The sequence below is a fragment of the Alloalcanivorax marinus genome, from assembly GCF_016906305.1.
Lineage (GTDB): Bacteria > Pseudomonadota > Gammaproteobacteria > Pseudomonadales > Alcanivoracaceae > Alloalcanivorax > Alloalcanivorax marinus.
On sequence record NZ_JADDOL010000004.1, the window covers coordinates 187,002 to 201,224 of the forward strand.

The following is a 14,223-nucleotide window of genomic DNA, read 5'->3' on the forward strand; positions in this document are numbered from 1 at the left end:
CTACAGGGTGGCCTCCACCCGGGTACCCAGCACCCAGGCGTCGTCCACCCGGTCGTTGGCACCCGGGTGCACCATGAGCTGCAGGTTCGGCCGCACCATCAGCCAGGGCGTGACGCTCACCCCGTAGTAGACCTCCAGGTTCCACTCGTCGCTTTGCGGCGGCACATAGCCGGGCGCGCCGGCGCCCAGGCCGGCGTTGCCGGCGGTGACGGTCGCCACATAGGGGTCGCCGACCTCGGCGAAGGCCAGCCCCACGCCCAGGTCGTCCGCCGGCCGCGACGGCAGCGGCCCCCGCCACACGGCGCCGGCGCTCAGATAGCGGCTCACGTATGCGCTGTCCCGGTCGTGCCAGCTGCCCTGGGTGAACAGCACCAGGCCACGGTCGTCGCGGTGCGGCGCGCTGACCTGCTGGCGCACCACGAACCAGGCGCCATAGCGGCGGCCGGTGGTGCCGCCGTCCGCGTAGTCCCGGGTCTCCGCGTTGCTGTAATAGGCCCCGATCTTGTAGTCCCCGGGCAGATCGCGGCCCCGGTGCCAGCCGGCTTCCACCGGCACCAGGGCGCCCTCGGTGCCCTGCCGGTATAAGGCGAAGCCCCGGTCCGGGTCCAGGTTCTCCGGGTTCAGATCGAACACCCCGGCCTGCACATAGCGGCCCTCCACGTCACCCAGCCGCAGCCTTACCGCCCACTGGCTGATCGGCCAGTTGTACCAGACGCCGCCGGCCTGATTGCCCGGCTGGCTGCTGCCCAGGTAGAGATTCTGAAAGTGGCTCTCCATCACCGCGAAGTCGTCCCCCACCGGAATGCGCCCCACCTTCAGGTCCAGCGCGCCGTCGCGCCAGCCCTGGCGGTACCACAGGCGGGTCAGCCGGGTGACATTGCCCTGGCCGTGGATTTCCTGCACCGACGACAGCGGGCCGCCCGCCGGGTCCACCAGCCGCTCGTCGGTGAGATCCTCGCCGTTGCGATTGGTCACCGTCAGGCGCACTTCCGCATCGTCCAGCCCGGCCAGCCGTGTCAGATCGAAGCGGGTGTCCAGGGCCACCTCGTCCGCCCGGGCGACCAGGCCGTCGCGACGATAACCGCCGGCCAGGTTGTAGGCGAACTCGCCGGTATAGGTGAGATCGAGAATCAGACCCCGCGCGGCCAGATCGGCGCGGGCCCCGCCCCAGTCGCCGAGCAGGTGATCGCCGTCCGGGTCCAGGGGACCGGCGGCGAAGGCGGGTATGGCGTGACAACAGAGCGCGACCAGACCGGCGCGCCCGAGGACCTGGATGTTCATGCTCCCTCCCTGTGAGCAATGACGACGAGGCACCAGACTCGGCCCTGGCGGGGTTCACGTCAATGCCGTGGACAGTGGGCCCCGGCGCCCACAATGGCTACACTCGTTGCTCATTCGAGACGGACGCTGGCTATGAAGGACACTCTGCTGCGCGCCTATGCCCTGGTCAGGGACGCGGTGCGTTACTGGCTCGACGCCAACGCCATCAGCTACGCCGGGGCCCTGGCGTTTTTCACCCTGTTCTCGATCGCCCCGGTGGTGATTCTGGCGGTGCAGGTGATCGGCCTGGTGATGAGCACCGACGCGGCGATGGCGCAGATCATGGCGCAACTGCACGATACCGTGGGCCCGGAGGCCGCGCAGACGGTGCGCGAGGCGGTGGAACGCAGCCGCCTGGACGACAGCGGCATTCTGCCCACGCTGATCGGCATCGGCGCCATGCTGGTGGGCGCCACCACCGTGTTCGCGCAGATGCAGCGCTCGCTGAACAACATCTGGGACATCGCGCCCAAGCCCTCCCGCAATACCATTCTGGCGCTGGTGAAAAGCCGGCTGATGTCGCTGACCGTGGTGCTGTCCATCGGCTTCGTGCTGCTGGTGTCTCTGTTTCTGAGCGTGATGGTGCAGACCCTGATGGTGTTCGCCCGCGACTGGCTGCCGATCCCCGGCGGCCTGGTGGTGGCCCTGGAAACCCTGGTGTCGGTGGCGGTGGTCACCGCCCTGTTCGCCACCATCTTCAAGGTGCTGCCGGACGCGGTACTGCGCTGGCGGGACGTGCGCCTGGGCGCCTTGATCACCGCGCTGCTGTTCATCTTCGGGCGTTTCCTGATCGCTTTTTATCTGTCCCACACCGCCACCGCCTCCACCTACGGGGCCGCCGGCTCCCTGGTGCTGCTGTTGCTGTGGGTATACTACTCGTCGCTGATCCTGCTGTTCGGCGCCGCCATCACGCGCGCCTGGACCGAGGCCAACGGCGTCCATATCCGACCCAGCTCCGCCGCCGTGCGGGTGCAGAAGCAGGTGCTGGAAGACAAACACGGCGAGCGGTTCTGATTTCAAAAAACAATCAACGGGGGAGCCCCATGAGTTCGACCTTGCCACGCGACACATCCCTGAAAGACCGGGTCATTCTGATCACCGGCGCCGGTGCCGGCATTGGCCGCGCCACCGCCGAGCTGCTGGCCGCCGAGGGCGCCCGGCTGATGCTCGGCGACATCGACGGGGCGGCGGCGGAGTACGCCGCCGAAACCCTCCGCGCCACCGGGGCGGAAGCCCGCGCCTGTACGCTGGACGTGACCCGCGACGCCCAGGTGGCGGCGGCGGTGGCGGCCACCCTGGACGCTTACGGGCGCCTGGACGGCGCTTTCAACAACGCCGGCATCGAAGAAGAAAACGACAAGATCGCGGAGGTGGACGAAGCGCTGTTCGACCGGGTCATGGCGATCAACGTCAAGGGCGTGTGGCTGTGCATGAAGCACCAAACCGCCGCCATGGCCGCCCACGGCGGCAGCATCGTCAACACCGCCTCGGTGGCCGGCCTGGTGGGCGCGCCGCGCCGGGCCGCCTACGCCGGCAGCAAGCACGCGGTGGTGGGCATGACCAAGAGCGTGGCCGCCGAATACGCGCGTCAGAACATCCGCGTCAATACCGTTTGCCCCGGCGTGATCCGCACCGCCATGATGGAGCGCGCCATCGAACAGGCGGCCCGGGCCGGCTATGCCAGCGAGGAAAAACAGCGCCACTTCCACGCCGCCATGCACCCCCTGGGCCGGGTCGGCGAAGCCGACGAAGTGGCCCAGGCGGTGCGCTGGCTGCTGTCCGACGCCTCGTCCTTCGTCACCGGCCATCAACTGGCGGTGGACGGCGGCCTGACCGCCCTTTGAAAGTTTTATCGTTGTTTTTTCGGGAGAGTATTCAATGCTGACACTGCACGGTTTCGACGCCAGCAACTACGTGAACATGGTCAAATTCGCCCTGCTCGAAAAGGGCATTCCCTTCGAGCAGGCCACCCTGTACCCGGCCCAGGAAGAACCGGTGCTGGCGGTGAGCCCCATGGGCAAGGTGCCGGTGCTGCAGACCGACCAGGGCTACCTGTCCGAAGCCAGCGTGATTCTGGAATACCTGGATGACCTGGACCAGGGCCCGGCCCTGTACCCGGCGGACCCGTTCCAGCGGGCCCGCGTGAAGCAGCTGGCCAAGATGGTGGAGCTGTACCTGGAGCTGCCGGCCCGGCGCTGCTACCCCGAGGTGTTCTTCGGCGGTCAGGTCAGCGAGGAAACCAAAACCCAGGCCCGCGAAGCACTGCTCAAGGGCATCCGCGCCCTGCGGCGCACCGCGTCCTTTTCGCCCTACCTGGCCGGCGACCAGCTGAGCGCGGCGGACGTGGTGTTCCTGTACAGCGCCGACCTGGCCAAGGCGGTGGCCGGCAAGCTGTTCGGCCTGGATCTGCTGGCCGAGGCGCCGGGCAGCGCCGAGCTGCTGGAGCGGCTCAACGAACGTGACAGCGCCAAACAGGTGGCCGCCGACCGGGACGCCGCCATGGCGAAATTCCTCAAGTACGCGCGCGGCGGCAAGTAGACCGCCGCCTTCACGGCGCCGGGGCGCCGTGGCATGCTCAATGGCGGTTTATTCAGCCTCCGGAGTTCGCCATGCCGTCCCGTTGCCACGCCCCATCGCTCGCCCTGTTCGCCGCCCTGATGGCCGGCTGCGCCGGGGCGGACGCCCCGCTGACACCCCAGGAGCGCACCGGCCTTACCGCCACCCCGGTGGTCGAGGGGCTGGCCCAGCCCTGGTCGCTGGCTTTTCTGCCCGACGGCGAATGGCTGGTGACCGAACGCGGCGGCGCCCTGCGCCGGATCGTCGACGGCCAGCTGCGGGACACCCCGGTAACCGGCGTGCCGGCGGTGGTGGCCCAGGGCCAGGGCGGCCTGTTCGATGTGCTGCCCCACCCCCGGTTCGCCGACAACCGCCAACTCTACCTGAGCTACGCCAAGGCCTGCGGTGACGGCGGCGCCACCACCGCGGTGGGCCGTGGGGTGTACCGCGACGGTGAGCTGCGCGACTTCCAGGATCTGTTCGTGGCGGAGAGCGCCTGCACCGACACCGCCAAGCATTTCGGCGGGCGCATCGTCATCGACGACGACGGCTACCTGTTCCTGACCATCGGCGACCGGGGCCAGCGGGAGCGCGCCCAGGACAACAGTGAACACGGCGGCAGCGTGCTGCGGCTGCACGACGATGGCCGGGTGCCCGAGGACAATCCGCTGGTGGGCGACGCCGAGGCCCGGCCGGAGATCTGGAGCTGGGGCCACCGCAACCCCCAGGGCCTGGCCCTGCATCCGGACAGCGGCGAGCCCTGGCTCAACGAGCACGGGCCCCGCGGCGGTGACGAAATCAACCGGGTCGAGGCCGGCGTCAACTACGGCTGGCCGGTGATCACCTACGGCCGCGAGTATTACGGCCCGTCCATCGGCCAGGAAAAGAAGGACGGCTACGCCCAGCCGCTGCACTACTGGACCCCGTCCATCGCGCCGTCCGGCATGGTGTTCGTCACCAGCGAGCGCTACCCGGGCTGGCGCGGCGACGTACTGTCCGGCGCCCTCAAGCTCACCCACCTGAACCGGGTGCGCTTCGACGGCCTCGAGGCGGAGGAGGAGCTGCGCTACCTGACGGACCGGGGCGACCGCATCCGCGATGTGCGCCAGGGCCCGGACGGTCATCTCTACCTGCTCACCGACAGCCCGCGGGGCGCGCTGCTGCGGCTGACGCCGCCGGAGGCGGGCTGAGCCCGCCGCCGGCGCTCAGAAATCGGCGGTCACCGACAGCACGGCGGTACGCGGCGCGCCCACGGTCAGCATGCTCCAGCTGTTGACGCTGGCCCAATAGGCTTTGTCGCCCACATTCTGGACGGTCAGGCGCCAGGTCACCGGCGTGCCGGCCAAGCGGCTTTGGTAACGGGCGCCCAGGTCCCAGGTGGTCCAGGACGGAAGCCGCTCCCGGTTACGGTTGGACAGGTACTGCTCACCGGTATGGCTGGCGGACACAAGCAGCGTCAGGCCGGGCAGCGCCGCCGGGTCCCACTCGGCGGTGGCGTTGGCCTGGAAGTCCGGCACGCCCACCGGCTTGTTGCCCCGCAAGGCCGGATCCCGGGCCCGGGTCAGTTCGGCGTCCATGACCATGGCCCCGGTCATCACCCGCAGCCGTTCACCCAGCTCACCGAAGACCATCGCCTCCAGGCCCCGGTTGCGTTGCTCGCCGCCGGCCCGATAGACGTTGTCGCCGTTCAGTTCCGAGTAGGGGCGGGTGATCTGGAAGGCGTCCAGGGTCACCGCCAGGCCACCCCGGTCCAGCTTGATGCCGGCCTCGTACTGCTTGGCCACATAGGGGGCCAGGGCCTGGCCGGCGTTGGCGGCCGCCGCCGGGGCGATCTCGCCCCGACTCAGACCCTCGGTGTAATTGCCGTAGAAGGACACGCCGCTCCACGGGGAGACCACCAGGCCGGTGAACAGGGCGGTTTCGCTTTCGTCGTAATGGCGGCTGCCGGGAGCGGCATTGAAATTGTCGGTTTCGATGCGCTGGCGGCGGGCCCCGAGGGTGACCTGCAGACGGCGGTCCAGGAACGACAGGGTATCGGCCAGGGCCAGGCCACTCAGCTTCGACTCGGACATGTCGGGGATGTGGGCGGGACGGGCCACCGCCAGTTCCGGCCGCGACACCGGCTCATAAATATTGGAATCGTAGGAGGCGCTGGCGTAGACCGCCCCGCGCCGGTATTTCTCCCGGTAGCCGTTCACCTGGACGGACAGCTCATGGGCCACGCCGGCGGTGTCGAACAGGGCCCGCAGGCCGGCGTCGGCGGTGCGGCGCTGATTGCGGAACAGCATGTAGGAGGGGGAATCCCGGGTGTCGCCCCCGGCGTTCTGAATGGTCGGGTAGCCGAACAGGCGGTCCACCTCGCTGTCACCGCCGCCCAGGTTGGCGAAGGCCATCAGGTGCTCGCTCAGGTCGTACTCGGCGGACAACAGCAGGGAGCGGTCCTCCACCCGGGACCATTCCCATTCCTGGGTCACGTTGCGCCGACCGTCCGGCGCCGAGGGCAGCGGCACCCCGTCGGCGAGCATCAGTTCCCGGGACGGCGCGTCGTAGTCCTCCCGCTGCGCCAGCAGATCCAGGCTGGCGCGCAACCGTTCGCCCTGGTAGTCCAGGGCCAGGGCGGTGTAACCGGACGCGCGCTGCTGGTCATCCAGGCGGGTGTCGCCGTCGGTGTAGCCGGCGTTGAAGCGCATCCCCCAGCGGTCGTCCTCGCCGGCGCGGCGGCTCAGGTCCACGCTGCCGCCGAACTGCAGGTCCTGGGTGTACTGGGCCTCCACCCGGTTCAGGTCGCCGGCCGGCGCCCGCTTGGAGACCACGTTGATGGTGCCGCCCACGCTGCCATTGGGCGACAGCCCGTGGAGCAGCGTGGAAGGCCCCTTGAGCACTTCCACCCGCTCCGCGTACCCGGTCAGCACCCGGTAGTTGGGCGCCACGCCGTAGACGCCGTTGTAGGAGACTTCGCCGGAGTTGCCCTCGTTCATGGCGAAGCCGCGGATAAAGAAGGAATCCAGCATCCCCCCGGCGCCGCTGGCGCCGCGCACCGACGGGTCGTTGCGGACCATTTCCGCCATGGTGCGCGCCTGCAGGTTGTCGATGGTCTCGCGGGTGTAGCTGGTGATGTTCACCGGCGCGTCCATGTAGTCCTTGTTGCCGAGCAGGCCCACCTGACCGCCGCTGGCGAGCTGGCCGCCCTGGTAGGGCACCGGCAGGGCCATGGCCGGCGAGGCGCCGATGCCGCCGGTGACCTCCACCCGGTCCAGTACCTGGCCGGAGATCGGCCGGATCACATACAGGTCCGGCCCGGCGGCGCTGCCGCCGAGACCGGTACCGGCGAGCAGCCGGCGCAGGCCATCCGCCACGGTAAAGTCACCGCTCAGCCCCGGGGACAGGCGGTCGTCGAGCAGCCCGGCGGCGGCCTGAACGGTGACGCCAGCCTGCCCGGCGAAGCGGTGCAGGGCCGGCGCCAGGGGGCCGGGGGGCACGTCGTAATGGCGCGGGCCGGCGGGGCCGGCGGCCGCCGACAGGGACAGCAGCAGCCCCATCAGCAGCCCGGCCAGGGGCGTCGTGAAGGCGCGGAACGGCAAAGTTGTCACGGTCATCATCCGGTGTCCTGATACGGTCGATTCAAGGTCTTTACGGTAAGGACACGCGAAATCGGAAAAGGGGACAGTCAGCGGCCGCGAACACGCACCCAGTAGGGGGTCAGGAAGGAGACTTCCACCGGCAGGGTGTCCGGCAGCGCGGCCAGAATCCGGTCGCCGTGGTCGAGCTGGAAGGTGCCGGTGATGCGCAATCGGGCCGCCCGGTCGTCGCACTGCACGAAGCCGGCCCGGTAACGGCCAAGCTCCGCCAGAAAGTGATCGAGGGGCAGGTCGTCGGCCACCAGGCGTCCCCGGGTCCAGGCCGCGCGGCTCTCCGCCGCCGGCCGGTCGGGCTCCAGCCCGAGCCGGTCGAAGCGGGTGGCCTGGCCGGCGCGCAGAACCCGTCCCGGCGACGGCGCCCCGCCGGCGCCCGGACGAACCGCCACCGCGCCCTCGAACACCGCCAGCTCCGACTGGCCGGGCCGCGTGCGCCGCACCAGAAAACGGGTGCCCAGGGCCTGCATCAGGCCTTCCCCGGTGCGCACCCGCAGGGGCCGGTCGGCCGGGTCCGGGCCGCCGCTGGTCACCAGTATTTCGCCGCCGTGCAGATTCAGCAGCCGCTGGCCGCCGTCGAAACTCACATCCAGGGCGGAGTCCGTGTTCAGGTCCACCCGGGTGCCGTCCTCCAGCACCAGGGTACGGCGCTCACCCACGGCGGTGCGGTAGCTGGCCCCCCAGCGCGCCAGCGGCAGGGCCCGTCCGGCCAGATAGGCCGCCGGCGCCGTGCCGATCAGCAGCGCCAGATGCTTGAGGGCGGCACGGCGGTCCAGGCGCCGGCGCCGGTCCAGGGTGCGCATCCCCAACTCGGCGGGAATCGACTGGAAGGTCTCGGCCAAACGGAGGGCCCGCTGCCAGGCCCGTTCATGCTCCGGCGCCCGGGCCCGCCAGCGGGCCAGCTCCGCGCGGGCGTCGGCGTCCAGCGCCTGTTCCCGCCCGCGCAGGAACCACCGCGCCGCCTGCCGGGCCACCGCCCGGTCCAGGGGGGCCTCGCCGTTCATTCCATCACCAGAATGCATTCTTCCAGGGCCCGGGCCATGTACCGTTTCACGGTGCGCTCGCTGATCCCCAGATGGCCGGCGATGGTCGCATAGGGCAGCCCTTCCAGCTGCGCCATCAGGAAGGCGGTGCGCACCGCCCCGGGCAGGCGATCCAGCATGGCGTCCACCGCCTGCAGGGTTTCCAGCAGATCCAGGCGCCACTCCGGCGACGGCGCTTCCTCCGCCGGCAGCAACGCCAGAGCCTCCCGGTAGGTGCGCTCCAGGGAGAGCCGCCGGTAATGGTTGACCAACAGCCGGCCGGCCACCGTGCTCAGGTAGGCCCGGGGCTCGCGCAGGGTGCGCAGCCCGTTGCGATCCCGGGCGGTGAGCAGGCGCATGAAGGTGTCCTGGGTGAGGTCCTCGGCGCTGTGGGCACACTCCAGACGGCGGCGCAGCCAGCCGCGCAGCCAGCCCGCGTGGGCACGGTAAAGCTGGTCGATGCGCGCCTCGACCGCTCCCGGACTGTCCTCGGCGATGGCCATCCCCTTCCCCAATGTCATTCAATAATGCGAATTATTATCATTATATGATTCGTCAGGCCAGCCCGATTTCAGCCCGCCACCGCCTCCGCCAGGGCGGCCACGCCCCGGTCGATGGCGTCGCCGTCGATCACCCCGAAGCCCAGCAACAGCCCATCGTGGGCGGCCTCGCCCATATGGAACGGCGCCAGGGGGTTGGCGCGAATCTCGGCGGCCGCCAGCCGCGCCGGCAGGTCCGGCACCGGCGCCGCCAGTCTCAAGGCCACGTGGATGCCGGCCACCTGGGGCAGCGGTGTCCACAGGTCGGGCCGGGCCGCCAGCGCCTCGCCCAAACGCCGGCGCCGGACCGTATACAGGCGCTGCATGCGCCGCAGGTGGCGGGCGAAATCGCCGTCGATCATCAGCCGCGCCAGCGCCCGCTGGGTCACCAGTGGCGGGTAGCCGTCACTGAAGGCCCGTGCCCCCGGCAGGGCCGGGGCCAGCCCCGGCGGCATCACCAGATAACCGAGCCGCAGATCCGCGTGCAGCACCTTGGAGAACGACCCCAGGTAGGCCACCCGCCCTTCCCGGTCCAGGCTCTTCAACGCATCCAGGGGGCGCCCCTCGAAGCGGAATTCGCCGTCGTAGTCGTCCTCCACCACCAGGGCGTCGTGGCGGCGGGCGAACGCCAGCAGCGCCAGCCGCCGCGCCAGACTCATGGGCATGCCGAGGGGAAACTGGTGGGAGGGGGTCACGTAGACCACGCTGGCGTCGGTGGGCAGCGCGTCCACGCACAGCCCCTGGTCGTCCACCGGCACCGGCACCACCCGGGCGCCCCGGGCCTCGAACACCGCCCGGGCCGGCGGATAGCCCGGCTCTTCCACGGCCACCGTGTCGCCGGGGGCCACCCGCACCCGGGCCAGCAGATCCAGCCCCTGCTGGGCGCCCTGGGTGATCAGCACGGCATCGCTGTCGCAGGCCAGACCACGGCTGTAGCCCAGGTAGCGGGCAATGGCCAGGCGCAGCGACGCCTCGCCGCGCGGGTCGCCGTAGAAGCCGATGTCCCGGGACGCTTCGCGCAGCGCCGCCATCATCGCCCGGCGCCAGGCCGCCCAGGGCAGCAGGGCCCGGTCGGTGACGCCGCCGGGAAAGTTGTGCCGGCCCGGGGCCAGCCGGCCGCCCCAGGCCAGCGGCGGGCGCCAATGGGCACCGGGGCCCGGCCCGGCGCGGTCGGCTTCCCGGGGCAGGGGCGGCGGCACCCGCTCCACGAAGGTGCCCCGGCCGGGCGTGGCGCCCAGAAACCCTTCCGCCACCAGCCGCTCGTAGGCCTCCACCACCAGCCGCCGGGACACGCCCAGCTCCGCCGCCAGCACCCGGCTGGGCGGCAGCCGCTCACCGACGGACACCTGGCCGTCAAGCAGAGCCCGCCGCAGGCCCTCGTAGAGCCGCTGACCGAGGCCGCCGGCCCCGTCCAGGGAAAGGTGAATCTGCACCGACCGGCCCTCGTGGTTGGTCCCGTGAAATAAGCGGAATTGGATCCTGCCCGCGAACCAATCCGATTCTACCCTGAGTCTGTTTCCAACCTGGACCGTCTCTCAACCCGGACTGCCTCAAGGAGGTCCCATGAAAGCCCGATTCGATTTCTTCAAAGCCTCGCCGGACGCCATGAAACATCTGTTCGGCTGTAAGAAGGTGTACGACGCCAGTGGCCTGGAGCCGCGCCTGATGCGGCTGGTGGAACTGCGTGCCTCGCAGATCAACGGCTGCGCGTTCTGCATGCACATGCACGCCGGCGACGCCCGCAAGAACGGCGTGCCCGATGAGGTGCTCGATACCGTGGCCGGCTGGCGCGAGGCGCCCTGGTTCAGCGAGCGCGAGCGCGCCGCCCTGGCCTGGACCGAGCGGCTCACCCGGCTGGCCGAGCCGGCGGACGACAGCCGCGACTACGAACGGCTGGCCACCCACTTCACCGAGAAGGAACGCACCGACCTGACCTACCTGATCGCCATGATCAACGTCTGGAACCGTTTCAGCGTGGGCTTCCGGCGCGAGCCGGAATAGCCCACGCCAGCTCCCGATCAGTCGCCGTCGGTGATCGCCCCCAGGGAGGCGGAGCTGACGGTTTTGGCGTACTTGGCCAGCACGCCCCGGGCGTAGCGCGGCGCTGGCGCGGTCCAGGCGACGCGGCGGCGTTCCAGCTCGGCGTCGTCCACGTTAAGGGTGATGGTGTCCGCCTCCGCGTCGATCACGATCTCGTCGCCGGTTTCCACCAGGGCGATGGGACCGCCCTCCTGGGCCTCCGGGGTCACATGGCCCACCACGAACCCGTGGCTGCCGCCGGAAAAGCGCCCGTCGGTGATCAGCGCCACGTCCTGCCCCAGGCCCCGGCCCATGATCGCCGAAGTGGGGGTCAGCATTTCGCGCATGCCCGGGCCGCCTTTGGGGCCCTCGTAGCGAATCACCAGCACGTCGCCGGCGGTGACGGTGCCGTCCATGATGCGGTCGGTGGCTTCCTCCTCGGAGTGGAACACCCGGGCGGTGCCCTTGAAGTAGGTGCCTTCCTTGCCGGTGATCTTGGCCACCGCGCCGGTGGGCGCCAGATTTCCGTACAGAATGCGCAGGTGGCTGTCCTTTTTGATCGGCTTGTCCAGGGCGTGAATGATGTTCTGCTCTTGAGGATAGGGCGCCACGCCTTGCAGATTTTCCGCCAGGGTCCGGCCGGTGACGGTGAGACAATCCCCGTGCAGCAGGCCGGCGTCGAGCAGGGTTTTCATCAGCGGCTGGATGCCACCGATGGCGACCAGCTCGCTCATCATGTAATGACCGCTGGGACGCAGGTCCGCCAGCACCGGGACTTTTTTGCCGATGCGGGTGAAATCGTCCAGCGACAGATCCACGTCCACGGTGTGCGCCAGGGCGATCAGATGCAGCACCGCGTTGGTGGAGCCGCCCAGGGCGATGACCACGGTGATGGCGTTTTCGAACGCCTCCCGGGTGAGGATGTCGCGGGGCTTGATGTCCCGGTCGAGCAGGTCCAGCACGGCGGCGCCGGCGGCGCGGCAGTCCTCCAGCTTGTCGTTGTCTTCCGCGTTCTGGGCGGAGCTGCCGGGCAGGCTCATGCCCAGGGCCTCGATGGCGCTGGCCATGGTGTTGGCGGTGTACATGCCGCCGCAGGAACCGGCGCCGGGGATCGCCTCTTCCTCCACCTGCTTCACCTCGATCAGCGATTTGTCGCCCTTGGCGTGGGCGCCCACCGCCTCGAACACGGAAATCAGATCGGTGTGGTTCTTGCCCGGTTTGATGGTGCCGCCGTAGACGAACACCGAGGGCCGGTTGAGCCGCGCCAGCCCCATCATGCAGCCGGGCATGTTCTTGTCGCAGCCGCCGATGGCCACCAGGCCGTCAAACCCTTCGCAGCCGGCCACGGTTTCAATGGAGTCGGCGATCACCTCCCGGGACACCAGCGAGTACTTCATGCCCTCGGTGCCGTTGGCGATACCATCGGACACGGTGATGGTGTTGAAGATCACGCTCTTGCCGCCGGCGCCGTCGGCGCCGCGCCCCGCTTCCTCGGCGAGGCCGTTGATGTGCATATTGCACGGCGTCACCCGGCTCCAGGTGGAAGCAATGCCCACCTGGGGCTTCTTGAAGTCGTCATCGGTGAAGCCGGTGGCCCGCAGCATGGCGCGGCTGGGCGCCTTGCCGATACCGTCCACCACCGGGGCGGAATAGCGGCGGCGTGGATCGTCGCTCATCGTCAGTCTCCTTGTGCGTCGGGGCGTCCGCGCCGCGCGGGGCACGGGCGCTGATCCGGCAGGATAACAGTCCGGCGAAACCTCGCCCACGGTCCCCCGCCCGAGGCGGTCCCGCCGATGCCGGCGATAGACAAAACCAACTTCGTTTGTTCACCACGCTCTGAGAGAATGCCCGCTTTCGGGCTCACAGGCCCTTTTTTCTTTCTCCCCGTTACCCACGGTCCGGAGCTTGCGCATGTCTTCCGTTTCCCGCGCGGATACCCCTTCCGTCGCGTCCCATCCCCGTCTCGCCGAGCTGGCCCTGGCCCTGGGCGGCTTCGCCATCGGCACCACCGAATTCGTGATCATGGGTCTGATGAACCGCATCGCCGGCGACCTGGCGGTGGACCCGCAACACGTGGGCTATGCGATCAGTAGCTACGCCCTGGGCGTGGTGGTGGGCGCGCCGCTGATCTCCTGCCTGGCGGCCCGGGTGCCGAAACGCACCCTGCTGATCGGGCTGATGCTGGTGTTCGCCCTGGGCAACGTGGCCAGCGCCCTGGCGCCGGGGTTCTGGTCATTCGTGGGGCTGCGCTTTATCGCCGGCCTGCCCCACGGCGCCTACTTCGGCGTGGCCGCCCTGGTGGCCGCCGCCGCGGTGCCGCTGAATCAGCGCGCCCGGGCGGTGGGCCGGGTGATGATGGGGCTGACCGTGGCGATCCTGCTGGGCGCGCCCCTGGGCACCTGGGCCGGCAACGCCTTCGGCTGGCCGGTGGCCTTCGCGGCGGTGGGCGGCATCGCCGTGACCACGGCGCTGATGGTGCGGCTGTTCGTGCCGTTCGTGGCCGCCGACCCGGACGCCAGCCCGGTACGGGAGCTGGGCGCCCTGGTCAATCAGCGGGTGCTGTTCACCCTGGGCATCGCCAGCATCGGCTTCGGCGGCATGTTCGCGGTGTTCAGCTATGTGATGCCGACCCTGACCCGCCAGGCCGGCATGGCCGAGTCCCTGGGGCCGCTGGTGCTGGCGATCTTCGGCGTCGGCACCATTGTCGGCACCCTGGCCGGGGCGCGGCTGGCGGACTGGAATCTGGTCCGCGCGATCCCGATCATCCTGCTGTGGTGCACCGCCATTCAGGTGCTGTTTTTCTTCGCCGCCAATTGGATCGGCGCGGGCCTGCTGTTCGTGGGCCTGGTGGGCACCAGCATGGCCCTGGGGCCGACCATCCAGACCCGGCTGATGGACGTGGCCGGCGACGCCCAGACCATGGCCGCCTCGCTCAACCACGCCGCCTTCAATATGGCCAACGCACTGGGCGCCTGGCTGGCCGGGCTGGTGATCGATCAGGGCGCGGTGTGGTCGAGCACCGGCCTGGTGGGGGCGGCGCTGGCGATCGGCGGGCTGTTGATTTTCCTGGCCGGGCGGCGGGCGGAACAGGCCGGCTGATCGCGGCTGAAGCCGCTCCTACGGCGGCGAGCCTTG

The 14,223-nt window shown here is 69.9% G+C and carries 12 protein-coding genes; 6 read left to right on the forward strand and 6 right to left on the reverse strand.

What is annotated here, in order from left to right:
• Positions 1-1,281, reverse strand: a complete 1,281-nt coding sequence (locus IM760_RS05230; RefSeq protein WP_204427481.1) for a carbohydrate porin — start codon at positions 1,279-1,281, stop codon at positions 1-3.
• A gap of 132 nt (positions 1,282-1,413) precedes the next feature.
• Between IM760_RS05230 and IM760_RS05235 the strand changes: the two genes are divergently transcribed.
• From IM760_RS05235 to IM760_RS05250, 4 genes are all read left to right on the forward strand, one after another.
• The gene (locus IM760_RS05235) at positions 1,414-2,334 is read left to right on the forward strand and encodes a YihY/virulence factor BrkB family protein (protein WP_204427482.1); all 921 of its coding nucleotides are present in this window, start codon (positions 1,414-1,416) and stop codon (positions 2,332-2,334) included.
• A gap of 29 nt (positions 2,335-2,363) precedes the next feature.
• Positions 2,364-3,164 (forward strand): glucose 1-dehydrogenase, encoded by an 801-nt coding sequence (locus IM760_RS05240; protein WP_204427483.1) that lies wholly within the window; start codon positions 2,364-2,366, stop codon positions 3,162-3,164.
• Between the two features lie 34 nt (positions 3,165-3,198).
• Positions 3,199-3,858: a glutathione S-transferase family protein gene (locus IM760_RS05245; RefSeq protein WP_204427484.1), complete on the forward strand. Its 660-nt coding sequence runs from the start codon at positions 3,199-3,201 to the stop codon at positions 3,856-3,858.
• Between the two features lie 71 nt (positions 3,859-3,929).
• Positions 3,930-5,066, forward strand: a complete 1,137-nt coding sequence (locus IM760_RS05250) for a PQQ-dependent sugar dehydrogenase (protein ID WP_204427485.1) — start codon at positions 3,930-3,932, stop codon at positions 5,064-5,066.
• A 15-nt stretch (positions 5,067-5,081) separates the two neighbouring features.
• On the opposite strand, the gene IM760_RS05255 is transcribed toward IM760_RS05250, so the two are convergent.
• From IM760_RS05255 to pdxR, 4 genes are all read right to left on the reverse strand, one after another.
• Positions 5,082-7,472 (reverse strand): TonB-dependent receptor, encoded by a 2,391-nt coding sequence (locus tag IM760_RS05255; RefSeq protein WP_239549619.1) that lies wholly within the window; start codon positions 7,470-7,472, stop codon positions 5,082-5,084.
• A gap of 71 nt (positions 7,473-7,543) precedes the next feature.
• Positions 7,544-8,512 (reverse strand): FecR domain-containing protein, encoded by a 969-nt coding sequence (locus tag IM760_RS05260; protein WP_204427487.1) that lies wholly within the window; start codon positions 8,510-8,512, stop codon positions 7,544-7,546.
• Entirely contained in the window at positions 8,509-9,033 is a 525-nt protein-coding gene (locus IM760_RS05265; RefSeq protein ID WP_204427488.1) for a sigma-70 family RNA polymerase sigma factor, read from the reverse strand. Before IM760_RS05265 ends, IM760_RS05260 begins: the two co-directional genes overlap by 4 nt.
• Positions 9,034-9,101: 68 nt before the next feature.
• Positions 9,102-10,502, reverse strand: coding sequence for a MocR-like pyridoxine biosynthesis transcription factor PdxR (pdxR, locus tag IM760_RS05270; RefSeq protein WP_204427489.1), 1,401 nt, complete (start codon positions 10,500-10,502; stop codon positions 9,102-9,104).
• Positions 10,503-10,632: 130 nt separating this feature from the next.
• Between pdxR and IM760_RS05275 the strand changes: the two genes are divergently transcribed.
• On the forward strand, positions 10,633-11,070 hold the full coding sequence (locus tag IM760_RS05275; RefSeq protein WP_204427490.1) for a carboxymuconolactone decarboxylase family protein: 438 nt from the start codon (positions 10,633-10,635) through the stop codon (positions 11,068-11,070).
• A gap of 17 nt (positions 11,071-11,087) precedes the next feature.
• On the opposite strand, the gene ilvD is transcribed toward IM760_RS05275, so the two are convergent.
• Entirely contained in the window at positions 11,088-12,764 is a 1,677-nt protein-coding gene (gene ilvD / locus IM760_RS05280) for a dihydroxy-acid dehydratase (protein WP_204427491.1), read from the reverse strand.
• Between the two features lie 235 nt (positions 12,765-12,999).
• Here ilvD and IM760_RS05285 point away from each other — a divergent pair, with 235 nt between their 5' ends.
• Positions 13,000-14,187 carry an MFS transporter gene (locus IM760_RS05285; protein WP_204427492.1) on the forward strand — a complete coding sequence of 396 codons (1,188 nt, stop codon included), beginning with the start codon at positions 13,000-13,002 and terminating at the stop codon, positions 14,185-14,187.
• The last annotated feature ends 36 nt before the right edge of the window (positions 14,188-14,223 follow it).

Excerpts from the sequence above, each read along its gene's own strand:
- IM760_RS05230 (WP_204427481.1), bottom strand. The coding sequence starts at position 1,281 with ATGAACATCCAGGTCCTCGGGCGCGCCGGTCTGGTCGCGCTCTGTTGT.
- IM760_RS05235 (WP_204427482.1), top strand. The coding sequence starts at position 1,414 with ATGAAGGACACTCTGCTGCGCGCCTATGCCCTGGTCAGGGACGCGGTG.
- IM760_RS05240 (WP_204427483.1), top strand. The coding sequence starts at position 2,364 with ATGAGTTCGACCTTGCCACGCGACACATCCCTGAAAGACCGGGTCATT.
- IM760_RS05245 (WP_204427484.1), top strand. The coding sequence starts at position 3,199 with ATGCTGACACTGCACGGTTTCGACGCCAGCAACTACGTGAACATGGTC.
- IM760_RS05250 (WP_204427485.1), top strand. The coding sequence starts at position 3,930 with ATGCCGTCCCGTTGCCACGCCCCATCGCTCGCCCTGTTCGCCGCCCTG.
- IM760_RS05255 (WP_239549619.1), bottom strand. The coding sequence starts at position 7,472 with ATGACCGTGACAACTTTGCCGTTCCGCGCCTTCACGACGCCCCTGGCC.
- IM760_RS05260 (WP_204427487.1), bottom strand. The coding sequence starts at position 8,512 with ATGAACGGCGAGGCCCCCCTGGACCGGGCGGTGGCCCGGCAGGCGGCG.
- IM760_RS05265 (WP_204427488.1), bottom strand. The coding sequence starts at position 9,033 with ATGGCCATCGCCGAGGACAGTCCGGGAGCGGTCGAGGCGCGCATCGAC.
- IM760_RS05275 (WP_204427490.1), top strand. The coding sequence starts at position 10,633 with ATGAAAGCCCGATTCGATTTCTTCAAAGCCTCGCCGGACGCCATGAAA.
- ilvD (WP_204427491.1), bottom strand. The coding sequence starts at position 12,764 with ATGAGCGACGATCCACGCCGCCGCTATTCCGCCCCGGTGGTGGACGGT.
- IM760_RS05285 (WP_204427492.1), top strand. The coding sequence starts at position 13,000 with ATGTCTTCCGTTTCCCGCGCGGATACCCCTTCCGTCGCGTCCCATCCC.